Here is a 23,519-nt window from a genome sequence, read left to right on the forward strand (position 1 = left end):
TGGCTCCGCCGATAGGAGAATGAAGCGGTTCTAAGTCGTCTTCGCAGCGAATGCCACCCCGATGCGATGGGGGAGTGCCCGCGCAGCTTAGCCCTTCAGCCGCGACGGCGGATTGGGCACGCTGAGCGCGGCAAGGCGCGCCATGTCCTCGTCGCGATCGATCGCGACATAGCCGCCCTGCCAATAGGCCAGCGCGGCGGCCGGCGGGGCGACATCGAGATGCACGACCCGGCCGATCACGATCGCATGCGAGTGCCGCTCGATCAGGTCCTCGACTTCGCAGTCGATCGCCGCCAGAGCGCCAACCAGCAGCGGCACGCCCGTCACCCGCCGGCGCCAGTCGGCACCGGCGAAACGCTCGGCTCCCTTGAAGCCGCCCTTGCCGGCGAAGCGCTCGGCGATCTCGAGCTGATCGGCCGCCAGGATGTTGACTCCGAAGGCGCGCTCGCTCTGCAACAGCGGCCAGGACGAAGCGCCACGGTTGACGCTGACGATCAGGGACGGCGGATCGACCGCAAGCGAGGACACCGACGTCACCGTCATGCCGGTGATTTCGCTGCCGCGCCCGACCGTGATGACGCTGACGCCGCCGACGAGGTGGCGCATCGCGGCACGGAAATCCGCATCCGCCTCGGGCTTGATGCGTACGATCGAGTTCATGAGGTACCCCTATTCCGTCAAGCCCGGCCCGAGCAGCTCGCGCAGGATAGCGCCTTCGAGTGCCGCGAGCTCCGCGGAGCCGCGTTCGCGCGGCCGCGCAAATCCGACCTTGATGTCCTCCGCAATGCGGCCATCTTCGATCACCAGCACCCGATCCGCCAGGGCGACCGCCTCGGAGACATCGTGGGTGACGAGAATAGCCGTGAACGCCTGATCCGCCCAGACCCGCTCGAGCAGCCGCTGCATCGCGATCCGGGTCAAGGCATCGAGCGCACCGAGCGGCTCGTCGAAGGCCAGCAGCCGCGGTCCGCTGACCAGCGCGCGCGCCAAGGCCACGCGCTGCTTCTGGCCGCCGGACAGGATGGACGGCCATTGATCGCGCTTGTCGGCCAGTCCGACCTCGGCCAGCGCATGCTCGGCGCGCTGGCGTGCGCCTTGCGCCTTGCGGTCGCGCCCCAGGCCGACCTCGACATTGGACAGCACCCGCGCCCACGGCAGCAGACGCGGCTCCTGGAACATCACCCGGACGTCCTCCGGCCGCGCGGCCGCACCGAAGCTGATCGCGCCGGCCGTCGGCTTGTCGAGCCCTGCGATCAAACGCAACAGCGTGCTCTTGCCGCAGCCCGAACGGCCGACGATGGCGACGAACTGGCCTGCGGGAATGTGCAGGTCGATGCCGCGCAGCACCTCATGGTCGCCGAAGGATTTGCGCAGGTCGCGGATGGTGAGCGGCAGGCCGCGCACATCCGCCGTGTCCCGCAAGGCTTCCGCCTGCGGCAGGAAGTCCGACTGATCGATCGCCTCGGTGCCGGAGAGCGGAACGCGAAGAAGTTGCTGCATGGAAACCTCAAGCTTTGCTGAATGCCGGATGCCAGGCCAGCGTCAGCCGCTCCAGCACGCGCGCGGCGCTGTCGGCGAGCTTGCCCAGCAGGGCGTAGATCAGGATCGACAACACGACGACGTCGATCTGCATGAACTCGCGTGCCTGCATCGCCATGTAGCCGAGCCCGGACGATGCGGCGATGGTCTCGGCGACGATCAAGGTCAGCCACATGATGCCGAGCGCGAAGCGCAGACCGACGAAGATCGACGGCAGCGCGCCCGGGAAGATCACCCGGCGGAACAATTCGCCGTCGCTCATGCCATAGACGCGGCCCATCTCGATCAGCTGCGGATCGACGGTGCGGATGCCGTGCAGCGTGTTGAGATAGACCGGGAAGAACACCCCGAGCGCGACCAGGAACAGCTTGGCGCTCTCGTCGATGCCGAACCACAGGATCACCAGCGGAATCAGCGCCAGATGCGGCACGTTGCGCACCATCTGCAGGGTAGTGTCGGTGAGCTTGGCCGAGAGCTGCGACAATCCGTTGGCGAGGCCGAAGGCGAAGCCGATGCCGCCGCCGATCACGAAGCCGATGCTGGCACGCCAGAAACTGACCCAGATGTTCTGCGCCAGCTCGCCGGAAAGGAGCAGCTTCCAGCCGGCGCGGGCCACATCGCTCGGGGCCGGCAACACCCGCACCGGCACCAGGCCGGCGACGCAGGCGGCTTGCCAGATCAGGATGATGGCGAGCGGCACGAGCCAGGGGATCAAACCGTCGGCGCGCGGCAGAGCAAGCTTGCGCGCCCGGGGAAGACTGTCGATCAGGCTCATGATTGCGAGGCCCTCCGCAGCGGCAACTGCTCGTTGGCGATGGTCTCGCCGAACGGGCCGGTGTTCGCCCGCAGCCTGGAGATATTGCTTGGCCGATCCAAGGCAAGCCGCGGAAACACCAGTTCGGCGAAACGATAGGCTTCTTCGAGATGAGGGTAGCCGGACAGGATGAAAGTGTCGATGCCGAGATCTTGATATTCGCGGATGCGCGCAGCGACCGTGTCGGGATCGCCGACCAGCGCGGTGCCGGCACCGCCGCGCACGAGGCCGACGCCGGCCCACAGATTCGGGCTGATCTCGAGCTTGTCGCGGCGGCCGCCATGCAGCTGCAGCATCCGCTGCTGCCCGACCGAATCCATCCGCGCGAAGATCTTCTGCGCGGACGCAATCGTCTCATCGGTGACATGCTTGATCAGGTCGTCGGCCGCGGCCCAGGCTTCGGCATTGGTCTCGCGCACGATCACGTGCAAGCGAATGCCGAACGACAATTTGCGGCCGCGCGCATCGGCAACGGCCCGCACCTTCGCGATCTTCTCGGCGACCTGGGCCGGCGGCTCGCCCCAAGTGAGATATTTGTCGACGGTATCGACCGCGACGTCGATCCCGGCATCCGACGAACCGCCGAAGAACAAGGGCGGCCGCGGCGCCTGCACCGGCGCAAACAGCAGCCGGCCATCCTCGATCCGGATGTGCTTGCCGGAGAAATTCACCGCCTTGCCTTCGAGCAGATCGTTGTAGACGGTGAGGAATTCGCGCGTCACCTCATAGCGCTCGGCATGGCTGAGATAGATGCCGTCGCCCTTGTTCTCGATCGGGTCGCCGCCGGTGACGACGTTGACGAGCAGCCGCCCGTTGGTGACGCGGTCCAGCGTCGCGGTCATGCGCGCCGCCACGCTCGGCGATTGCAGGCCGGGGCGCACCGCGACCAGGTAGCGCAGCCGCTCGGTGAACGGCGCCACCGCCGAGGCCACGATCCAAGAATCCTCGCAGCTGCGCCCTGTCGGGATCAGCACGCCATAATAGCCGAGCTGATCGGCGGCTTGTGCGATCTGGCGCAAATAGTTGAAATTGACCTCACGCCCGCCTTCCGACGTGCCGAGATAGCGGCCATCGCCGTGGGTGGGCAGGAACCAGAGAATATTGGCGTTGGAAACGTTACTCATACGTTGCTCTCATCGTTGATGTGGCTGCGGCATGGCTGCCGCTGATGTCGCGGGTTCAGGTGGACGGCGTCCACTTCCAGACGATGTCGGCGACGTTGACGGGCTTTGGAATGAGACCGACCCGCGCGAAGCGATCGGCGACCGCCTGCTGGCTCTTGATGATGTCGTCATCGAGCGGAACGACGCTGTAGATCGAGCGATCGACGAAGCGCCTCACCGCGGCGAGATCGACGCCGGTCGCCTCGGCCTGCGCTTTTGCGACCTCCTCGTGATGGCTGTTTGCCCATACGCCTTCGGCGGCGAAGGCCGCGTTCAGCTTGGCGACCAGGCCCGGATACTTCTCCACGAAGTCGCTGCCGACGATGTAGAACGAATTCGGCTTGTGCACGTCCTTGTCGAAGACGATGGCCCGCGCATTCTCCTTCAGTTCGGCCAGCGCGAGATAGGGATCCCAGATCGACCAGGCATCGACCGAGCCTTTGACGAAAGCTGCCGTCGCATCGGCCGGCGCAAGCGGCGCCGGAATGATGTCGCTCCAGGACAGGCCGGCTTTCTCCAACGCGGCAACCAGAAGATTATGCGCGCTGGAGCCCCTGCCGAAAGCGACGCGCTTGCCCTTCAGGTCCGCGAGCGTCCTGATCGGCGAATCCTTCGGGACGATGATGGCCTGGCTGCTGCCATTCTGCTTGACAGCCGCGGCATAACGGACCTTGGCGCCCGCGGCCTGCGCGAAGATCGGCGGCGCGTCGCCGACATAGCCGAAATCCACGCTGCCGACGTTGATGGCCTCCAGCAACGGCGGACCGAATTGGAAATCCACCCAGACGATGTCGATGCCATCGGCCTTGAATGCGTCCTCCAGCGTATGGCGCGCCTTCACGGCCGGGAAGAAGCCGCCCTTCTGCGTGCCGATGCGGATCTCCTTCGGCCTGTCCTCGGCGAAGGCCGGCGCAGCCAAGGCTGCGATCGCCGCCGCGCCGAGCGATAGTTTCAAGAAGTCCCGCCGTTTCATTGCCATCTCCAGATCCCCACACCCGCATCCGCGTTGATGCGATGCGAAAGATGATGGGGATTGCCGAAATGGCTGTCGAGCACCCGGAAAAAATAGCGATATCAGTCCTGTCGGCAGGCTCCCGGCGCGATGTTTGTTTCAACAAGCAAAGCCGATGCAGGGAGAATTTCTAGCGGCCGAACGCGCACTCACGGTCCTTCACGGTTCATCAACCGTATTGGCGATCGGCTGCATCGCCTCCGTCCTCATCTCTGCGCAACCTTCGATGCGGTCCTGTGTCGATTGATCCAGGTCAACGTCGGCAACACGGCCGTTGATTAGCGTACAAACAGGCCGCGGCCCGGATGCCGCCAATCCCCCCTCCTCAGAAGAGAATTCTCTCATGTCGCCCGTGGGCAGCGATGCGAACGCGCATGCGCGTCGCAGACGCATGGAAATTTTCGCCTTCCTGTTTCTAACGGCTGTGCTGATGCCCGCGCTCGCAGTGGCGAGCGTCGGCTCCTATGGGCTTGCGGTGTGGTGCTACCAGATGCTCGCCGGGCCGCCGGGACCGCCTGCCTCGCACTGAACCGCTCTCCTCGACCATCAGGATTCCCCCGTGTCCCGCCTCCAATCTTCCATTAATCGCCGCGCGCTCATCACCGGCCGCGCACTGACCACCGAGCGCGTGATCGCGCCGCCCTCAGGCGAGATCGCCTCGATCATCGTGCAGGCCCGTCCCGATCAGCTCACCACGGTCGAAGCCGGCATCCTCGCGCTCCCTGGCTGCGAAATCCACGGCCGCGACATCAGGGGCAAGCTGATCGTCGTCGTCGATGCCCCCAACGCCGGCGCGCTCGGTTCGACCATGAACACGATCGCCTCGCTCCCCCATGTCCATTCCGCCTGCCTCGTCTTCCACGCCATCGACGCCGGCTAATCACACGAGACCACAATGACCGACATGAAGATCGATCGCCGCCAGATGCTGAAGCTCGAGGCCGCCGCGATTGCCGCGGCCGCAGCCGGCATGCCGAGGTCGAGCCTGGCGGCAAACCTCATCACCGAGCGCGAAGCCAGCGCGCTGAAATGGGACAAGGCGGCCTGCCGCTTCTGCGGCACCGGCTGCAGCGTGATGGTCGCGACCAAGGACAATCGCGTGGTCGCCACCCACGGCGACATCAAGGCCGAGGTCAACCGCGGGCTGAACTGCGTCAAGGGCTATTTCCTGTCCAAGATCATGTATGGCCACGACCGGCTGACGCAGCCGATGCTGCGTAAGACCAACGGCAGATACGACAAGAACGGCGAGTTCACGCCGGTGTCGTGGGACGAAGCGTTCGACATCATGGCCGTGAAGTTCAAGGATGCGCTGAAAAAGCGCGGCCCTTCCGGCGTCGGCATGTTCGGCTCGGGCCAGTGGACGATCTGGGAGGGCTATGCCGCTTCGAAACTGTTCAAGGCCGGCTTCCGCTCCAACAATATCGATCCCAATGCGCGCCACTGCATGGCCTCCGCGGTCGCTGGCATGATGCGCGCCTTCGGCATCGACGAGCCGGCCGGCTGCTATGACGATATCGAGGCCACCGACGCCTTCGTGCTGTGGGGCTCCAACATGGCGGAGATGCATCCGATCCTGTGGACACGGGTGACCGACCGCAGGCTGTCGGCGCCGCATGTCCGGGTCGCCGTGCTCTCGACCTTCGAGCACCGCTCCTTCGATCTCGCCGACATCGGCATGGTGTTCAAGCCGCAGACCGATCTCTACATCCTCAACGCCATCGCCAACCACATCATCAAGACCGGCCGCGTCAACAAGGAGTTCGTCTCCGCACATACCGTGTTTAGGCGCGGCCAGACCGACATCGGCTACGGGCTGCGGCCGGAGCATCCGCTGGAGCAGAAGGCGACCGGGCGCACCAAGGCCAATGACGCGACCGACATCAGCTTCGATGAGTACGTGAAATTCGTCTCGGACTACACGCTGGAGAAGGCCGCCGAGATGTCCGGCGTGCCGCTCAACCGGCTCGAGGCGTTGGCAGAGCTCTATGCCGATCCGAAGACCAAGGTGGTCTCGTTCTGGACCATGGGCTTCAACCAGCACACCCGCGGCGTCTGGTGCAACAACCTCGTCTACAACATCCACCTGTTGACCGGAAAGATCGCAGAAGCCGGCAACAGCCCGTTCTCGCTCACCGGCCAGCCCTCGGCCTGCGGCACCGCGCGCGAGGTCGGCACCTTCTCGCATCGCCTGCCGGCCGACATGGTGGTGACCAACAAGGAGCATCGCGCCAAGGCCGAGCACATCTGGAAGCTGCCGGAAGGCACCATTCCCGACAAGCCCGGCTATCACGCCGTTCAGCAGAGCCGCATGCTGAAGGACGGCCTGCTCAATGCCTATTGGGTTCAGGTCAACAACAATTTGCAGGCCGGCCCCAACGCCAACCAGGAGACCTATCCCGGCTTCCGGAACGCCGACAACTTCATCGTGGTCTCGGATGCCTATCCGTCGGTGACCGCGCTCGCCGCCGATCTCGTTCTGCCGACCGCCATGTGGGTGGAGAAGGAAGGCGCTTACGGCAATGCCGAGCGGCGCACCCAATTCTGGCATCAGCTCGTGACAGCGCCCGGCGAGGCGCGCTCCGACCTCTGGCAGCTGATGGAGTTCTCCAAGCGCTTCAAGGTCGAGGAGGTCTGGCCGGAGGAGCTGATCGTCAAGATGCCGGAGGTTCGCGGCAAGACGCTGTTCGACGTGCTCTATCGCAACGGCCAAGTCGACCAGTTTCCGGTCAGTGAGATCGAGGCCGGCTACGCCAACGACGAATCCAGGGCGTTCGGCTTCTACGTCCAGAAGGGGCTGTTCGAAGAATATGCCTCGTTCGGCCGCGGCCACGGCCATGACCTCGCGCCGTTCGAATCCTATCACCGCGAGCGCGGCCTGCGCTGGCCGGTGGTCAACGGCCAGGAGACGCGCTGGCGCTTCCGCGAGGGCAGCGATCCTTACGTGAAGCAAGGCGCGGGCATTCAGTTCTATGGCTTTCCCGACGGCAAGGCCCGCATCTTCGCCCTTCCCTACGAGCCGCCGGCGGAATCGCCCGACAAGGATTATCCGTTCTGGCTCTCGACCGGCCGCGTCATCGAGCACTGGCATTCCGGCACCATGACGCGCCGGGTGCCCGAGCTCTACAAGGCTTTCCCCGAAGCGGTCTGCTTCATGCACCCTGACGATGCGCAGGACGCGAGCCTGCGGCGCGGCGACGAGGTGAAGGTGGCGTCCCGCCGCGGCTTCATCCGCGCCCGGATCGAGACGCGCGGCCGCGACAAGCCACCGCGCGGGCTCGTCTTCGTGCCCTGGTTCGACGAATCCAAGCTGATCAACAAGGTGACGCTCGACGCCACCGATCCGATCTCGCTGCAGGCCGATTTCAAGAAATGCGCCGTGCGCATCGAGCGGGTGTAAGCGCCATGATCAAGAAACTCACGATGATGCTGCTCGCCGCGACCCTCGCGGCCGGATCAAGCGCGCTGCTGGCGCAAAGCGTGTCGTCCTCTCTGCGCGGGCCGGCGCCGCTCAACGAGGAAGGCCCGGCGCCGCCGATGACGGCGATGAAGAATACCGCCGAGAAGGAGGTGCGCAACTATCCGGAGCAGCCACCGGTGATCCCGCATTCGATCGAAGGCTATCAGGTCGACATGCAGGGCAACAAATGCCTGTCCTGTCATGCCCGCGCCCGTACCGCGGAGTCGCAGGCGCCGATGATTTCGGTGACGCATTTCATGGACCGCGACGGCCAGTTCCTGGCCTCGGTGTCGCCGCGCCGCTTCTTCTGCACCGAATGCCACGTGCCGCAGAGCGTTGCGACGCCGCCAGTCAGCAACGACTTCGTCGATATCGACACGATGCTGAGCCGCGAACGTCCCGGTGGCCGCCGATGAGTACCCGCGAAACCGAAGGCGGCGCGCCGGCCAAGCGCCGCGGATTGCTCGAGCGCGCCTGGACCTTCGTCCTCGACCTGATCGATGTGCTGCTCAAGCCGAGCTCGGTGTTCGCGCTCGGCGCGCTGGTGCTCGCCGGCTTCGTCGCCGGCGTCGTTTTCTGGGGCGGCTTCAACACCGCGTTGGAGCTGACCAACACCGAGAAATTCTGCACCGGCTGCCACGAGATGCGCGACAACGTGTTCGCCGAGCTGAAATCGACGATCCACTTCTCGAACCGCTCCGGCGTGCGCGCGAGCTGCCCGGATTGCCACGTGCCGCACAATTGGACCGACAAGATCGCACGCAAGATGCAGGCATCGAAGGAAGTCTGGGGCCATCTGTTCGGCTCGATCGACACCCGCGAGAAGTTCACCGATCGCAGGATCGAACTCGCCGCCCATGAATGGGCGCGCTTCAAGGCCAATGATTCGCTCGAATGCCGCAACTGCCACAGCGCGCAATCGATGGACATCACCAAGCAATCGCCGCGCGCAGCGGTGGCACATCAGCGTTTCCTCTTCACCGGCGAAAAGACCTGCATCGACTGCCACAAGGGCATCGCGCACCACCTGCCCGACATGCGCGGCGTGCCGGGGTGGCAGTAGAAGACCGTGTAGTCCTTACGCGTCGATATGTCGTAAGCCCTAGCCAAGAGCTCGGTGGTCTCCCCTCCCCCTTGCGGGGAGGGGTTGGGGGTGGGGGTCCACACGGGCAGTCTTTGCTGAGCCCCCCTCCCCGACCCTCCTCCGCAAGGGGGGAGGGAGCGCACCGCCCGCGTTGCGAGAGCGCAGCTCCCGACCTCGACACGTCAGGATCGTCTCTGCCCGAACCCGCTTGATCTCCCAGAAACAGCCCTTAGGTTCACCGGGTCCCGAGTCGCCCCCGCGGCTTCACCCGTTGAGCAATGCCCACCTTCACCCCGCACCAGGATTCCGCACTGAAAGCCGTCGGCGACTGGCTGAAGGCCAAGCCCGGCCGCAACGGCACGCCGCCGGTATTTCGCCTGTTCGGCTATGCCGGAACCGGCAAGACCACGCTGGCCCGTCACATCGCCGAAGGCGTCGACGGCGAGGTCAAGTTCGCCGCCTTCACCGGCAAGGCCGCGCTCGTCATGCGCAACAAGGGCTGCGACAACGCCTCCACCATCCATTCGCTGATCTACCGGGCGCAGGAGAGCGGCGAGGAGCAGCCGAATTTCGAGTTGTGGGACGATGCGCCGGCCTCCAAGGCCAAGCTGATCATCATCGACGAATGCTCGATGGTGGATGCCGATCTCGGCCGCGACTTGCTCTCCTTCGATTGCCCCCTGCTCGTGCTCGGCGATCCCGCGCAGTTGCCGCCGATCAAGGGCGGCGGCTTCTTCACGGAGTCGGAGCCGGATGCGATGCTGACCGAGGTGCATCGCCAGGCGCAGGACGATCCGATCGTGCGGATGTCGATGGATGTCCGCGAAGGCAACACGCTCGATGTCGGCCGCTACGGCGAGAGCGAAGTGGTGGAGCGCCACGAGCTCGACCCCACCCGCGTGATGGGCGCCGATCAGGTCCTGGTCGGGCGCAACAACACCCGCCGCGCCTACAACATGCGGGTGCGGCAGCGCCTCGACATCGAGGACACATTGCCGGTCGCCGGCGACAAGCTGGTCTGCCTGCGTAACAATCGCAAGAAGGGCCTATTCAATGGCGGGCTGTGGCGGGTGAAATCGCGCACCGCTTCGAAATCGAAGATCATCGGCATGCGGCTCGCGCCGGACGAGGATCTCGGTCGCAAGGTGACCAAGGTCTCGGTCCGCGGCGAGTGCTTCGCCGGCGGCATCGAGGACATTCCCTGGGAACAGCGCAAGCCCTATGATGAGTTCGACTACGGCTATGTGCTGACCGTGCACAAGTCGCAGGGCTCGCAATGGGACGACGTCGTGCTGTTCGACGAGAGCTTTGCTTTCGGCGAGAGCCGCGCCCGTTGGCTCTATACCGGCATCACCCGCGCCGCGAAGCGGCTCTCGATCGTGGTGTGATCGACGTCATCGCCACATCGTGCGCGTCAATGCCGGCGACGATACGGCCTGCGAGGAACCACCGGCGTCGGCCCGGCCGTGGCATCCAAGGGCGCCATCTGGTGCGCCCGCCGCATCAGGGCCTCGGGCGTCAGCGCGCCGCCATTGAGCACGTCGCGATCGGGGTGCATCGCCTGAAAGGCGGCAGGCTCCGAGAACGACTGTGCCGATCCGGCGGACATGGCCGCCATGGACAGCACCAGCGACGCGGCAAGTGTCTTCGCAACGGTCCTCGTCATGAATTCAACCTCCAGCTGCTGGAAAATATCATAGCACGCCAGCGGTTCCTGCAACATCAGGCCGCCATCATCAGCGGCGATACGGCCGCTGATGATGCACATAGACCCGGCCCGGCACCGGAGTAGCATACGGATAAACCGGCGCCGTGCCGCCGGCACGCTCCAGGCCCATGCGGCCCGCGAGCGTCAGCGCCCCGCCATTGAGCACGTCGCGATTGGGATACATGGCCTGAAATGCAGACGGCTCCTGCTCGCCCCAGAACCAGCCCTGGGCCGATGCCGGCGCAGCGCCAGCAACTGCCGACAGCGCAAGCGTCACTGCAAATACCTTCCAAATAGTCATGGTTGTCCTCCGTCTCTCTTACGTGCGGAGAAACGCGTTCGTCTGCTGCTCTGATCGGAGACGTTTCCAGCGGAAATTCTTGTCGGTGATGCCGATGTAGGAAGCACGCCGGCAGACGCCCAATCACCGTGCATCACGACCATGCGAATGATACGAACTATCGTTCTCGATGCGCGCTCCTCCGCTCCCGAAAGCGCGTTGTTTGTTACTCTCGCTTCCGAGACGGTGCGCAAGACGGTTTTATTCCCCGGCAGACGCGTGCTGACAAAGAACTAATGGCTGGCGATCACGGCTCCGCGACCGCTGACTGACGATGGTCTCACAGCGTTTCACGATGCTTCCACGATGATTCTCGCGGGAGCGTCAGAAGTACCGCGCCAGCCGCTTCCCTGGCAGCAGGTCATATGGCGCCTTCCAGCCGGGCAGCGCGGCGATGCGCCGCAGCCAAGCGTGAACATCAGGAAAGTTTGCGGCGAGATCGTAGCCGCTCTCCTCCACCGGAAACATGAGGTAGCCGCACATCGAGATGTCGGCCACCGTCGGCCGCTCGCCGATGATGAACGGCCGCTGCGCCACTTCGCTCGCGACAATCGAGAGGAAATCATCGATGCGCTTGCGGAAGAATTTCTGCACGCCCTCGTTCGGCGACGGTGTGAAGGCACGGCGATAGCGGTAGCTCGCCATGTAGCCCGATAGCTTGTGATTGTCCCAGAACAGCCAGCGCAGGATCTCGAACCGCTCGCGCTCGTCGGTCGCGCCGAACTGTCCATAGCGCTCGGCGAGCCGTAGCAGAATCGGCGCGGTCTGGGTCAGGCGGACACCATCCTCCTCCAGCACCGGAATCTCGCCCATGGGATTGACGCTCCTGCGCCACTCCGGCGTGAGGGTGACGCCGCCACCGAAATCGGTCCACACCGGTTCGAAGCTTTGGCCGCAAAGCGTGAGCATGAGCGCCAGCTTGTAGCTGTTGCCGGATTCCGGGAAATAGTGCAGCCGATAGGTCGCCATCTCAGCGGTCGCCTCCATGTGCGGACGGAAGCCTAAACGAGCGCGGCGGACCTGACCATTCAGTTTTCGGCTGCAAGCCTTCAGCGGCATGCAAGGCGTCGTCACGCCTCCCATCTATGCCGCGAAGGCCGCGGCCTCCGCAAACAGCCAGTCGCGGAATTGCGCGAAGCCGCGCGCCTGCTCCGCACGACCGCCGCGATGCACCAGATGAAACTGGCGCGGCAGCCGCACAGGCTCGGTGAACAACGGCGTCAGCCGGCCGCTCGCAACGAATGGCCGAACCACCGGATCGAGCCCGAGCGCGATGCCCATGCCCGCAGAGGCGGCCTCGTAGACGACCTGCAGATTGTCGAAGGCAAGACAGTGTTGCGGGATAGCGTTGACCCCGACGCCGGCGAACCACTCCTGCCAGAACGCGATCTGATGGCTGGTGCCGATCAGCCTCTGCTCCAACAGCGCGCGCGGCTCGTGGCATTCGGTCTTGCCGAGAAACTGCGGGCTGGCCACCGGCACTGCGTCGACGGCCAGCAGCGGTTCGCAGACGAGACCCGGCCACGGTCCCCGCCCGAGCCGGATCGCGCAGTCGATCTCCCGACGGGACTCCAGGTCTTCGATCTCCGGCGAGGTGTGCAGCTGGAGTTCGATCCCATCGTGCTGCGTCTGAAAACGCTGCAAACGTGGAATCAGCCAATTTGCGGCGAATGTCGGCATCACGCTGACGGTCAGGCCCTTGCGCTGCCCACGCCTCCTCACCGCCTCCGTCGCCCGCGCCATCCGCTCCCAGGCCGGATCGAGTGCCGCGAAGTAGTCACGACCGGCATCTGTCAGCGAGAGTCCGCGCGGCTGCCGTTCGAACAGCCGTGCGTCAAGCTCGGCCTCCAACAGCTGGATGCGCCGGCTCAATGCAGGCACCGTGAGGTTCAACCGAAGCGCGGCTTGCGCCAGGCTGCCGACGCGCGCCACCGCCACAAAGGCTTCGATGTTTTTCAGAGGAATTCGCCGCATGAGGGAAGTTTAGAGCAGCATCTCGACCGGTGCGAGGATGCTGCATGCAAGATCGAGACATAGCCTCATGCAGAAATTGCCCGTCGTGCCAATCTGCCGCATGTGTGTCGCCTTGCCGTGTCGGGCAAATCACCGGCACACTCTCCCGCGTCTCAGCCCACAAGAGGGGCGCTTCGCGATCGTCACGAGTGTCGGGCCTGGGATGCGACGGACGCAAGGGTATCGCAGCGTGGTTGCACGCCGACGAACGATATCAGCGCGTACGGTGAAATCGTGTGGTCCTGATACTCCGACGCTAGTATCAAGCTCGCGATGAGGTTTCGCCTCGCGCAGGTGACGGTGGCCAAAAAGCCCGGCGCACCGGGGAGACCACGTATAAGCCGTAAGACCGTCGTGCAGGGAAGGCCGGTTGTTCGGCTCGTACCTGTGGTGACTGCCGCCTGCATTTTCTTCTGCAGGCGGGCCATGGGTGCGGCCAGCATCCGGCCTTCCCTGTGCCCTCTTCGCGGAGAGGGACGCGAAACCATCATCACTCGGACGCAAAACGCGCCGCGAGGTCGGCAGTCATGTTCGCTTTCAGCTTCGGCTTTCATCGGCCCCGAGCGGTCCGGTCGCAACCCTTATCCTATCACGCAGTCGTGTCCCGGAGGCCGTAACGGGGACGGACGATGCGCGTATCTTGCGAGGATGCCGGCGGGACAGCCTCGCCCCGTCCGGACTTGACGACGAATAGCCAGAGACTGACTGAGAGGACACCCCATGCGCCGCAATCCGCTCCACCGCCTGCTCCCGAAAGCCACGATCCTCGGCGTCTTGACAGGCGTCTTGGCCGGAGCCGCCCTGCTCGCCGTCGCGCCTTTGCGTGCGGCCGAGGATGCCGTGGTGATCCCGCCGCCAGCCCAGGATGAGCCGGCCGCCAGCGGGCTGGAGACGGCCGTCCTGGCCGGCGGCTGCTTCTGGGGGGTACAGGGCGTCTATCAGCACACCGCGGGCGTCGTGAATGCGGTGTCGGGCTACGCCGGCGGCAGCAAAGCGACCGCCGACTACCACACCGTTTCGACCGGCAGTACCGGCCACGCGGAATCCGTCGAGGTCAAATTCGACCCGAAGAAGATCAGCTACGGCAAGATCCTGCAGATCTTCTTCTCGGTCGTGCACGATCCGACCCAGCTCAACCGGCAGGGGCCGGATACCGGAACGCAATATCGCTCGGCGATCTTCGTAACCTCAGACGCGCAGAAGAAGGTGGCGGAGGCCTATATCGCCCAGCTCGACCAGACCAAGGTGTTCAAGAAGCCGATCGTGACCAAGATCGGCAAGCTCGATGGCTTCTATCCGGCGGAAGGTTATCATCAGGACTATCTGACGCTGCACCCGAGCCAGCCCTATATTGCCTATAACGACCTGCCGAAGATCGAGAACCTGAAGAAGATCTTCGCCGAGAACTACCTGGAAAAGCCGACCTTGGTGAGCGACGCCAAAGCGACCAACTAAGGCGAACCAACTGACGGCATAACAAGAATGCGGCTGATCAAGCCGCTGGAGAGCGAGACATGACCGACACCAAGACGAGCGAGAAGATCGTCAAGAGCGAGGCAGAGTGGCGCAAGGAGCTGACACCGATGCAATATGCGGTGCTGCGCGAGAAGGCGACCGAGCGCCCCTTCACCGGCGAGTACGAGCATGATCACCGCGCCGGCACTTACGTCTGCGCCGGATGCGGCCAGACCCTGTTCGAGTCCGATGCGAAGTTCGAGTCCGGCTGCGGCTGGCCGAGCTTCACCCGGCCGGCGGCCGAGAACCATATCGACGAAGAGAGCGATACCAGCCACGGCATGGTCCGCACCGAGGTCCTGTGCTCGCGCTGCAGCGGCCATCTAGGTCACGTTTTTCCGGATGGCCCCGGCCCGACGGGGCTGCGTTATTGCATCAATTCGGCGGCGCTGAAGCTGAAGCCGCGGTGAACTGGTGAGGGCGGCGCTGGGGTCCGCCCTTGGCCCGTCATCCGGCGGAGGTAGGCGGGCGCCGTCCCGCTCCTGCCAAAGCAATCAAACCAGCACACGACATCGCCAGGAGGGTGATCAGGAAATGATTATTCACCCACTGGTTGAAAATAACATAAGTTACTGAAATACATTTATTTTCCGGGCTCGAGGGGAGCGCTCCTGGATTTACGATGTGCTCCTGGGGGATTCGCAATTTTGTCAAAAAGGCTTATATTAGCGCTGTAACTGACATGCAGGGCCGGGCCGCCTGGGCGGCTTTAACCGCCCTCGACACCCGCAATCGCTGGCGCCAGCCGCCACGCTGCAACAGAAAGCTCGCGTCAGCGCTCCATCCGACAAGAAGAGGTCTCAGACCATGCGTCCTATGCGTCCGTTCAACTTCAACACATCGGCCGAACTGTTCCCCGCCGCCATCCGCAAGAAGAAGCGGGCAGGCTTTGCCTATCGGCGGTTTGGCACCGCGGCGGAAGCCGTGCGTTTTGCCATGGAGGAACTGCCGGCGGATTCGCTGAACGGCGCCTATCTGCAGGTCGAGGAGGCCCGCTTCGACCAGAACGGCATTCGCTCGCTGTACGAGAGCGAGGCGTTCCCGCTGCCGCGCCGCGCGGCGCCGAAGACGCCGGATGCCAATGCGGCGTAAGCCTCCGATACATTCGACTTTAAACCCTGCCCCGCCTTGTGCGGGGCAGTTTTTTTCTGAAGCCTCTTTTGCTGCTTTTGCCGGTTTACCGCGGCTGGGTGTCCAGCCAGCGCCGCAAGATCCGGGCGTTGCGCATATTGGCGCGGAACAACACGTCGAATGCGTCACCCGCCACGGGCACCATGCCGACCACGCCTTCGACGGCGACATTGGCGAGCATGCGGGTGATGACATGCCAGGGCGCGCCGAGCGCGCGGGCCTCGCGCACCAGCCACAGCGACAATGCCGTCGCGATCAGGTCGCCAACGACCGGGATCAGGCCGATGATGCCATCGATGCCGTAACGGATATTGGTGCCGGGCAGCACGAAGGCGACGTCGAGCAGCTTCGCGATCGCTTCCAGGCGGATCATCCGCTGCTCGCGGGTCAGGTTGCCGAATGGATCGGCCGTCTGGAAATCGAAACGGTAACCGCCCGCATTCTGGAACGAACCCGTAAACGCCCCATGGGGCATTTCGTACGGGACTTCGCGCCCCTCCTGGTCGATCACCGGCCCGCGCGCCTCGGCGCCCGTGAAGCGCGCATGCGAGGTCCGTCCGGTGGGGCGGCGCGACCGGCTCGTGATGTTGTCTTGTGGCATGCCCATGAGATGGAAACGCGAGAGCGCAACACAAGTTGCGTCACGCCGTCGCGCTCAGGCGGCCGAAGGGGCAGCCGGCTGCGGTTCCTCAACGAATTTGTGCACCAGCCAGGACGAGACCGTCGCCGGGATGAAACCGACCAGGCCGTACAGGATGAACTGCGCCACGCCGGAATCCGCCCCGTGCGACGAATAGTTGAAAGCAGCCAGCAGGAACGCGATCGCGCCGACCAGCAGCATGCGCACGACCGGCCCGATGCGCCTGACATGGCAGAGGATGTCGTCGATGGCGCACATCATGAGCGCAGGCAGGAAGCCGAACAGGTAGCTGTATTGCAGCGAAACCGCGAAGACCTTGAACACCTTTGCGATCTCGGCCGCATTGGTGCCGGTCCAGTAGCCGGACTGATAGGTGGTGACGAGCAGGAGGCAGAATCCGCCGAGCGCAGGTCCTACGGCGACGAAGATCAGATAGCGTTTCATGCCTCACTCCCTCCGCCCTGCCGGTCGATCGCAGCCGGGCGCCCGCTTACTCACCCCATTGAGCGAACGCATCGTTGAAGGCGCGCTCGCCAGGCTCACCCTTCTCGATCGCGATGATCGCGCGGCGCTGGTTGGTGTAGACCAGCGGCACGTCGAACCAGGAGCGCTCCTTCAGGAGCTGGGTGTTGCGGGCGCGGTCGGAGTCCACATTGGACAATCCGACCAGGAAGAAGCCGTCGGTGACCTTGACCGCGAGGCCTGCGAGGGGCGTACCGCGCGCCTGCTCGTTGGACTTCATCAGCAGGCCCGGCACGTTCCCCACGCCGCCGCCGGAGAAGTCAGGCGGCAGGATGAAGGTCAGCTCGACCGTATGGCTGGCCGGCAGCGACGAATCCATGTTGCGCCGGAACGACATCGTCATCTTGAACTTGCGATCCGGGATCTCGATGTCGCCGCGTACCGCGATGTCCGGCTTCTGCTGGCCGGAGCCCTTGATCTGCTCGGTGCGCCAGACCACCGTCCCGATATACTGCTTGCCCTTGGGATCGGACGGATCCTCATCGTAGAGCACCACGCGCTGGGCGACCGGCGCGATCTGGTCGGACTGCGACTGACCGACCCGATCCGGAATCTTTGGTTTGGTCAACGGCGCCGTGGTGTCCTTCGGTGTCTCGACGGCGGGCGACGACCTGAGCATGTTGCCGACGGCCGAAACAATCGGCCTGCCCCACAACAGGCCCGCGCCGATCAGAATCAGGACGACGCCGACCGCGATCGCGCTCTTGAACGGGAATGTGGCGCGCCCGCCCAGCTTCTTGTTGGCCTCGCGGTCCCGCTCGGCGCCAGCGCGCGACCGGCCGGATTGCGCCGGCAACGCGTAGCGTTCGGCTTCCTCCACCGCTTCATCGTAGGAATAAGGTCCGTCGGACGCCGCCCCATGGTCATCGGGCCCCGGCTCCAGCCGGTCCAGGTCGGTCGGCGGCACGTTGGCGTAGGTCTTGCGCGCGGCCCGGTTGGCCTGGGCCGTCGCCTTGCCGAGGTCGTCGACGTCGGCCGTGATATCGCGGAAGCCGCGCATGGCCGGCGGCTGCCCGTCCCCATTATTGTTGTCGGGACCGCGCCGCGGTCCCGCGGCACGCTCGCGCAGGGGCGGCATCCGCGCCTCCGGGATCGCCCCTTGCGGCTGGCCCTGTGGCGGCTGCGGCCGAGGCGGCATCGCCGCTTGCCCGGCGTCGGGCCGTGGATTGCGCGGCAGCCGCGTCTGGTCGGGGGACGCAGGCTCACCGCCCGGCGGCCGCTCGCTGCGCCCTTGAGAAGGAGCGGCCGGCCGCGGCCGTGGTCCTGGCGCACTGGCACCCTGCTCGGACCCGGCCGGCGGTGGCGCTCCCGGCTGCCCCGCGGGGGCGGATGGAGCGTCTGCACTGCGCCCACCGGCACGGCGCAGGGCATCGCCCGGCCGGGGGCTGCCGCCCGCCGCCCGCGCTGCATCGCGCGCACGCTGCGCGGCTTCCGCTTCGACCTTGCGGACCGCCTCTTCCAGCGCCAGCCGCTCGCGGGTGATTTCCGATTCGGACAGCGGCGGCTGCACGCCGCGCAACTGCGCGATCAGCGCCGCTCGTGCCCGCTCATAGAGCGCACGACGACTTTCGCCGCTGGCATTGGGGTCCAGTCCGGCGATGGCACGGGCGATCAGCGGGTAGTAGTCGGCCATGTCAACTCAACTTGCGCGCTTGCCTGCCATATCCAGTCAAGCCTCGAACGGGTTCTGGACCAGAATAGTATCCTCGCGTTCGGGGCTCGTGGAAAGCAGAGCAATCGGACAACCCACCAGTTCCTCGACCCGCCGCACATATTTGATCGCCTGCGCCGGCAGATCCGCCCAGGACCGCGCATTCGCCGTGGGCTGCTTCCAGCCTTCGATGGTCTCGTAGATCGGCTCGACCCGCGCCTGCGCACCTTCGCCGGCGGGCAGATGATCGATTTCCTTGCCGTCCAGCCTGTAGCCGACACAGACATCGATCGAATCGAAGCCATCGAGAATGTCGAGCTTGGTCAGCGCCAGCCCGCTGATGCCGCAGGTCCGCACCGTCTGGCGCACCAGCACGGCGTCGAACCAGCCGCAACGGCGCTTGCGCCCGGTGTTGACGCCGAATTCCTTGCCCCTGCGGCCGATCTCTTCCCCGATCTCATTGGTGAGCTCGGTCGGGAAGGGCCCCTGGCCAACGCGCGTGGTGTAGGCTTTGCAGATGCCGAGCACATAGCCGACGCTGCCGGGCCCCATGCCGGTCCCGGTCGCCGCCTGCGCCGCCACCGTGTTCGACGAGGTGACGTAGGGATAGGTGCCGTGATCGACGTCGAGCAACGCGCCCTGCGCGCCCTCGAACAGGATACGCTTGCCCTCACGCCGCTTGGCGTCGAGCAGGCGCCAGACCGTCTCGGCGTAAGGCAGAAGCTGCGGCGCCATCTCCGCCAGCCCGCGCAGGATTTCGTTGCCGTCGATCTGTTCGAGGCCGAGGCCCCGGCGCAGCGCATTGTGATGGGCAAGCAGCCGATCGATCTTGTGCGGCAAGGTGCCGAGATCGGCGAGGTCCATCAGGCGGATCGCACGGCGGCCGACCTTGTCCTCATAGGCCGGGCCAATGCCGCGGCGCGTGGTGCCGATCGCAGTCGCCGTGTTCGAGGACTCCCGGAGCGCATCGAGCTCACGGTGCAGCGGCAGGATCAGCGTGACGTTTTCGGCGATGCGCAGATTGTCCGGCCCGATCGCGACGCCCTGGCCCTGAAGCTTTGCGACCTCCTCCAGGAAGGCCTGCGGGTCGAACACGACGCCGTTGCCGATCACCGACAGCTTGCCCGGCCGCAGCACGCCCGAGGGCAGCAGCGCGAGCTTGTAGGTCGCGCCATTGATGACAAGGGTATGGCCGGCATTATGGCCGCCCTGGAAGCGCACGACGATGTCGGCTTGCTCCGACAGCCAGTCGACGATCTTGCCCTTCCCCTCGTCGCCCCATTGGGCGCCGACGACGACCACATTAGCCATTCCCAGCTCTTTCCTCTGCCATTATCCAAAACAGCACGATCTGCGCGGAAATTAACGGTTCCCATTTCCAAGGGCCGTCGTGCCCAATCATGCGCCCAGCCAGAATCGCGGCCGGGACCGCTCGCACGCGAGGCGCCCCACCGGATAAAGGAAGCGGCCCGGCTAGGCAAGCAAGAACGGGGCTTTTGGACCCGCCAGGGCGCGTCCAAGCCTTTGATAAGCCCCAAAATTTCATGCCGCCCCACCCGTCGGGTCGGATTGCGCCCGGTCATCCCGCTTCTTGGCGGCGGAGTCTCCCGGGGCTTGCCTCAATCACCACAGGACGACGGCAAATGTAGGTCATCGGTGCGTGTGGCCGTCGAGAGCCTGCTGCAGCCCACGGTCACATCGGCGGCATCAGGATTGGATCCGGCCGTCGACCACCTCGATGATGCGGTCGCAGCGGCGCGCCAGGTCGAGATTGTGCGTCACCAGAAGGAAGCTGGTGCCGCTCTCGCGATTGACCTGCCGCATCAACTCGAAGACGGCGTCGGCGGATTTGGTATCGAGATTGCCGGTGGGCTCGTCCGCAAGCACCAGGTCGGGATTCATGGCCAGCGCGCGGGCCACCGCGACCCGCTGCTGCTGACCGCCGGACATGTTGGTGGCGAGATTGTTGGCGAACTTCTCCAGGCCGACCTGCTGCAACAGCTTCAGCGCGCGCTGCTCGATGTCTGTGCTCGGGAAGCCGCGATCGACCAGCATCGGCATCATGACGTTCTCCTTGGCCGTGAATGCCGAAATCAGCAAATGATATTGGAACACGAATCCGATGGTGTGGCCGCGCAGGCGAGTAATCTCGGTGTCGCCGAGTGCCGCCGTATCCTCGCCCTTGATGGTGAGCTGGCCGGAGGTCGGCCTGTCGAGCAGACCGACGATGTTGAGCAGCGTGCTCTTGCCGGAGCCGGATGGGCCGATCAGCGCGACGAACTCGCCACGGTCAACCTCGAGGTCGATGTCGTGCAGCACCTCGGTCTCGGTCGGCTGGCCGATATTATAGGCTTTGCAAACGTTCTGAAGACGCAGGATTTCCTCAGCCACGGATCGCCACCACCGGATCGAGCTTGGCCGCGCGCAGCGCCGGCGCCATCGCCGCCAGCAGCCCGGTTATCGTGGCGAGCAGCGCAGTCATCACGAAGAGCTGGCGTTCGAGGATCAGCGGAAACAGCTCCGAGCCATCGGCCTGCCGCGCAACCGAGTGCCAGTAGATCAGGGCGCCTGCCCCTAATGCCGCTCCGAACAACGAGCCGACAAAGCCGAGCAGCCCTCCCTGCAACAGGAACACGCGCAAAATCTGGCCGCGCGAGGTGCCCATCGCGCGCAGGATGCCGATCTCCTTGGAACGCTGAATTACCGAGACGATCAGCACGGCCGCGATGCCGAATGCGACCGAAAGCCCGACGAACAGCCGGATCAGCGTATTGGAGGTCTCTTGCGCGCGCACGGCCGTGAAGAACTGCGCGTTGGTCTTGATCCAGCTGTCGGCCTTGACGACGTTGGATGCCTGGATGCGCTGCGCGATTGTCTCGGCGGCGTAGATGTCCTGCACGGTGATGTCGATGGTGGTGACGCCGCCGATCATTCCGAGCAGCGACTGCGCCGTACGCAAGGCGGCATAGGCCGCGCGCTGGTTGACGCCTTTGCTGCCGAGATCGACCAGGCCGGTCACCGTCAGCACGCGATTGGCGCCGGAAGCCGCCTGGATGTTGAGCTTGTCGCCGACGGAGGCACCGAGATCCTTGGCGAGTTCGGTGCCGATGATGATGTCGTCGCTGGTCAAACGCGGCTCGCCGGCGGCGATATAGTCTGGGATCTTGACGATCTTGAAATAGGTCTCTGGCTCGATGCCCGACAGCGTGACCGCGCGGCTGGCATCGCCGCGAATCGCGAGCACAGAGCCCGCAATGGTCGGCGACACCGCCGTCACCTCGGGCATCGCCTGCATCTGGTCGCGGATCTTCGGCCACTGGTCGATCGAGATCACCCGCTGGCTCGGGCGCTGCACGACCGCGTCCTCGATCACGCCCTTGTCATTGCGCAACGGCCGCGCGACCTGATCGGGCGTCAGCAGCTGGATCTGCGGCTGCGAGGTCAGCACACGTTTGATGAAATTCGCTTCCAGCCCGGCCAGCATCGCCGACATGAACACGATGACGCCGACACCGATGGAGATGCCGCCGATGATGAACAGCGTTTGCAGGCGCCCTTCGCGCAGGAAGCGCACCGCGGCGATCCACTCGAACGGCAGCCAGCGGTTCACGACAACACCGGACGCAGCCGCTGGCCGGTCAGGATGCCTGAATTGGCGGGAATTGCGACATCACCGGCCGAGAGGCCGCCGACGATCTCGACGTGGCTGTTGCCGCGGATGCCGACCTGCACCGGACGTTTGACGGCCCGGCCATCCTTCACGCCGAGCACCCAGGGCTGCCCCGAGGTGAGATCATGAACGGAGCGAACCGGAAGGACCAGCGCATCGTTCTTCGAGGCCACGTTGATGTCGACCGACACCGTCATGTCCTGCCGCAGATAATCCGGCGGATCCTGCACCGTGAGTTTGACCTGGACCGATGCCCGGGAAATGTCGATGCCGGGATTGATGTAGCTGACGATGGCGGCGAAGCGCCGGTCCGGATAGGCATCCGCCGACGCCAGCGCCTTCTGTCCCAGCGCGAGCTTGCCGAGGTTGCGCTCATCGATCTGCAACACGAGCTGGACCTCACCGGCGGGCGCGAGCACCAGCAGCGCCTTACCCGGCTGGGCCACCGTGCCCCGCTCGACATTGCGCGTGATCAGAACGCCATCGCGCGGCGCCACAATCGTGGCATACCCCAGGCGCGACTGCGCAGTGTCGAGATTCGCGCGCGACTGGTTCAACAGCGTCTCCGCCATCACATAATCGCTGCCACCCGGACTTGCGGTAAAGACCTGGAATTCGGCCGCGCGCTTCTGCGCGAGCGCGACGTCGAGCGTCTTCTGCACGTCGTCGAGTGCCTGGCGCGTAGCATAGCCGCCCTCCGCCAGGTGCGAGGTGCGATTATAGGTCTGCTGCGCATTCAGCAGCGTGGCCTGCGCCTGGGTCAGGGCCTCCTTCGCCGAAGGCAGCGTCAATTCGGCGAGCTGGCGCATCCGCGCCTCGGCCTGCGCCACCGAGCCCTGCGCCTGCACGACGGCTGCCTTCAGCTCACGCGATTCCAGCGAGATCAGAGGCTGTCCTTTGGTGACGCGCTCGCCCTCCCGCACCAGCACCTCCTCGACCGTACCGGTGACCTGGCTGCCGATCTCGACCCGATAGGGTGTCTCCACATGACCACTGGCGACGACCGTTTCGACCAAATTGCCGCGCCTGACCTGGTCCACCACCACAGCGGGGCCAAAGATGACACGAGCGCCTTGCCAGGCTCCAATGCCGGCCAGCAGCAGAGCGGCGAGAATGAGCCAGCGATGAGCGGAAATCGCGGACCACACCGCATGCACTTCGATGGTGCGCTTGGGCGGAAGGACGGCAGAGTGTTGAACCATCACATTCATGACAGAACCGGCCAAAGCGCGGTCTTCTCTGTTGGACCATGTCGGT

25 protein-coding genes are annotated in these 23,519 nt (G+C 65.0%); 9 read left to right on the plus strand and 16 right to left on the minus strand.

Translation table 11 applies throughout. The annotated features are described in order from the left end of the window. Positions 1 to 87 precede the first annotated feature (87 nt). The 5 genes from QXZ85_RS15060 to QXZ85_RS15080 are packed head-to-tail and all read right to left on the minus strand — an operon-like array spanning position 88 to position 4,489. Entirely contained in the window at positions 88 to 660 is a 573-nt protein-coding gene (locus QXZ85_RS15060; RefSeq protein ID WP_315704823.1) for a flavin reductase family protein, read from the minus strand. Positions 661 to 669: 9 nt separating this feature from the next. Then, positions 670 to 1,500 carry an ATP-binding cassette domain-containing protein gene (locus QXZ85_RS15065; protein WP_315704824.1) on the minus strand — a complete coding sequence of 277 codons (831 nt, stop codon included), beginning with the start codon at positions 1,498 to 1,500 and terminating at the stop codon, positions 670 to 672. Between the two features lie 7 nt (positions 1,501 to 1,507). Further along, positions 1,508 to 2,314 (minus strand): aliphatic sulfonate ABC transporter permease SsuC, encoded by an 807-nt coding sequence (gene ssuC, locus QXZ85_RS15070; RefSeq protein WP_315744094.1) that lies wholly within the window; start codon positions 2,312 to 2,314, stop codon positions 1,508 to 1,510. Continuing rightward, complete coding sequence (gene ssuD, locus QXZ85_RS15075; protein ID WP_316166491.1) at positions 2,311 to 3,477, minus strand: FMNH2-dependent alkanesulfonate monooxygenase; 1,167 nt, start codon at positions 3,475 to 3,477, stop codon at positions 2,311 to 2,313. Before ssuD ends, ssuC begins: the two co-directional genes overlap by 4 nt. A gap of 55 nt (positions 3,478 to 3,532) precedes the next feature. Beyond that, a complete protein-coding gene (locus QXZ85_RS15080) occupies positions 3,533 to 4,489 on the minus strand; it encodes an aliphatic sulfonate ABC transporter substrate-binding protein (RefSeq protein WP_315704827.1) in 957 nt (318 codons plus the stop codon). A 382-nt stretch (positions 4,490 to 4,871) separates the two neighbouring features. Between QXZ85_RS15080 and napE the strand changes: the two genes are divergently transcribed. The 6 genes from napE (at position 4,872) to QXZ85_RS15110 (ending at position 10,460) form a co-directional block, all read left to right on the plus strand. Beyond that, positions 4,872 to 5,057, plus strand: coding sequence for a periplasmic nitrate reductase, NapE protein (napE, locus tag QXZ85_RS15085; protein ID WP_315704828.1), 186 nt, complete (start codon positions 4,872 to 4,874; stop codon positions 5,055 to 5,057). 30 nt (positions 5,058 to 5,087) lie between these two features. Then, positions 5,088 to 5,408 carry a chaperone NapD gene (locus QXZ85_RS15090; RefSeq protein ID WP_315704829.1) on the plus strand — a complete coding sequence of 107 codons (321 nt, stop codon included), beginning with the start codon at positions 5,088 to 5,090 and terminating at the stop codon, positions 5,406 to 5,408. Between the two features lie 15 nt (positions 5,409 to 5,423). After that, on the plus strand, positions 5,424 to 7,928 hold the full coding sequence (gene napA / locus QXZ85_RS15095) for a nitrate reductase catalytic subunit NapA (RefSeq protein WP_315747631.1): 2,505 nt from the start codon (positions 5,424 to 5,426) through the stop codon (positions 7,926 to 7,928). A gap of 23 nt (positions 7,929 to 7,951) precedes the next feature. Then, entirely contained in the window at positions 7,952 to 8,404 is a 453-nt protein-coding gene (locus QXZ85_RS15100; protein ID WP_409977591.1) for a nitrate reductase cytochrome c-type subunit, read from the plus strand. After that, entirely contained in the window at positions 8,401 to 9,051 is a 651-nt protein-coding gene (locus QXZ85_RS15105; protein WP_315727641.1) for a NapC/NirT family cytochrome c, read from the plus strand. Before QXZ85_RS15100 ends, QXZ85_RS15105 begins: the two co-directional genes overlap by 4 nt. Before the next feature lie 299 nt (positions 9,052 to 9,350). Then, positions 9,351 to 10,460, plus strand: a complete 1,110-nt coding sequence (locus QXZ85_RS15110) for an ATP-dependent RecD-like DNA helicase (RefSeq protein ID WP_315704833.1) — start codon at positions 9,351 to 9,353, stop codon at positions 10,458 to 10,460. Between the two features lie 26 nt (positions 10,461 to 10,486). On the opposite strand, the gene QXZ85_RS15115 is transcribed toward QXZ85_RS15110, so the two are convergent. The 4 genes from QXZ85_RS15115 to QXZ85_RS15130 all read right to left on the minus strand — a co-directional run bounded on the left by QXZ85_RS15115 (position 10,487) and on the right by QXZ85_RS15130 (position 13,094). Then, positions 10,487 to 10,840, minus strand: a complete 354-nt coding sequence (locus tag QXZ85_RS15115) for a hypothetical protein (RefSeq protein WP_315747630.1) — start codon at positions 10,838 to 10,840, stop codon at positions 10,487 to 10,489. Continuing rightward, entirely contained in the window at positions 10,809 to 11,081 is a 273-nt protein-coding gene (locus QXZ85_RS15120) for a hypothetical protein (protein ID WP_315765689.1), read from the minus strand. The genes QXZ85_RS15115 and QXZ85_RS15120 overlap by 32 nt, the downstream gene beginning before the upstream one ends. A 363-nt stretch (positions 11,082 to 11,444) precedes the next feature. Then, entirely contained in the window at positions 11,445 to 12,089 is a 645-nt protein-coding gene (locus QXZ85_RS15125) for a glutathione S-transferase family protein (protein ID WP_316174378.1), read from the minus strand. A 114-nt stretch (positions 12,090 to 12,203) separates the two neighbouring features. Beyond that, a complete protein-coding gene (locus QXZ85_RS15130) occupies positions 12,204 to 13,094 on the minus strand; it encodes a LysR substrate-binding domain-containing protein (RefSeq protein ID WP_315704836.1) in 891 nt (296 codons plus the stop codon). Between the two features lie 759 nt (positions 13,095 to 13,853). Between QXZ85_RS15130 and msrA the strand changes: the two genes are divergently transcribed. The 3 genes from msrA (at position 13,854) to QXZ85_RS15145 (ending at position 15,740) form a co-directional block, all read left to right on the plus strand. Continuing rightward, complete coding sequence (gene msrA / locus QXZ85_RS15135) at positions 13,854 to 14,588, plus strand: peptide-methionine (S)-S-oxide reductase MsrA (RefSeq protein ID WP_316174379.1); 735 nt, start codon at positions 13,854 to 13,856, stop codon at positions 14,586 to 14,588. Positions 14,589 to 14,647: 59 nt separating this feature from the next. Next, positions 14,648 to 15,058: a peptide-methionine (R)-S-oxide reductase MsrB gene (msrB, locus tag QXZ85_RS15140; protein WP_315765691.1), complete on the plus strand. Its 411-nt coding sequence runs from the start codon at positions 14,648 to 14,650 to the stop codon at positions 15,056 to 15,058. 397 nt (positions 15,059 to 15,455) lie between these two features. Further along, the gene (locus QXZ85_RS15145; protein WP_315704839.1) at positions 15,456 to 15,740 is read left to right on the plus strand and encodes a hypothetical protein; all 285 of its coding nucleotides are present in this window, start codon (positions 15,456 to 15,458) and stop codon (positions 15,738 to 15,740) included. A gap of 85 nt (positions 15,741 to 15,825) precedes the next feature. Here QXZ85_RS15145 and QXZ85_RS15150 read toward each other — a convergent pair whose 3' ends face one another. From QXZ85_RS15150 to QXZ85_RS15180, 7 genes are all read right to left on the minus strand, one after another. Further along, positions 15,826 to 16,386 carry a DUF4112 domain-containing protein gene (locus QXZ85_RS15150; RefSeq protein ID WP_315768440.1) on the minus strand — a complete coding sequence of 187 codons (561 nt, stop codon included), beginning with the start codon at positions 16,384 to 16,386 and terminating at the stop codon, positions 15,826 to 15,828. A gap of 48 nt (positions 16,387 to 16,434) precedes the next feature. Next, a complete protein-coding gene (locus tag QXZ85_RS15155; protein ID WP_315704841.1) occupies positions 16,435 to 16,863 on the minus strand; it encodes a DUF5413 family protein in 429 nt (142 codons plus the stop codon). Between the two features lie 46 nt (positions 16,864 to 16,909). Then, positions 16,910 to 18,574, minus strand: coding sequence for a hypothetical protein (locus QXZ85_RS15160; protein ID WP_315704842.1), 1,665 nt, complete (start codon positions 18,572 to 18,574; stop codon positions 16,910 to 16,912). Positions 18,575 to 18,610: 36 nt separating this feature from the next. Further along, the gene (locus QXZ85_RS15165; protein WP_315704843.1) at positions 18,611 to 19,903 is read right to left on the minus strand and encodes an adenylosuccinate synthase; all 1,293 of its coding nucleotides are present in this window, start codon (positions 19,901 to 19,903) and stop codon (positions 18,611 to 18,613) included. A 396-nt stretch (positions 19,904 to 20,299) separates the two neighbouring features. After that, positions 20,300 to 20,983: an ABC transporter ATP-binding protein gene (locus tag QXZ85_RS15170; RefSeq protein ID WP_315704844.1), complete on the minus strand. Its 684-nt coding sequence runs from the start codon at positions 20,981 to 20,983 to the stop codon at positions 20,300 to 20,302. Then, positions 20,976 to 22,202 (minus strand): ABC transporter permease, encoded by a 1,227-nt coding sequence (locus tag QXZ85_RS15175; RefSeq protein ID WP_315704845.1) that lies wholly within the window; start codon positions 22,200 to 22,202, stop codon positions 20,976 to 20,978. Before QXZ85_RS15175 ends, QXZ85_RS15170 begins: the two co-directional genes overlap by 8 nt. Continuing rightward, entirely contained in the window at positions 22,199 to 23,464 is a 1,266-nt protein-coding gene (locus QXZ85_RS15180) for an efflux RND transporter periplasmic adaptor subunit (protein ID WP_315768442.1), read from the minus strand. Before QXZ85_RS15180 ends, QXZ85_RS15175 begins: the two co-directional genes overlap by 4 nt. Positions 23,465 to 23,519 lie beyond the last annotated feature (55 nt).

Source organism: Bradyrhizobium sp. SZCCHNGR1005, from assembly GCF_032489995.1.
Classification (GTDB): Bacteria; Pseudomonadota; Alphaproteobacteria; order Rhizobiales; family Xanthobacteraceae; genus Bradyrhizobium.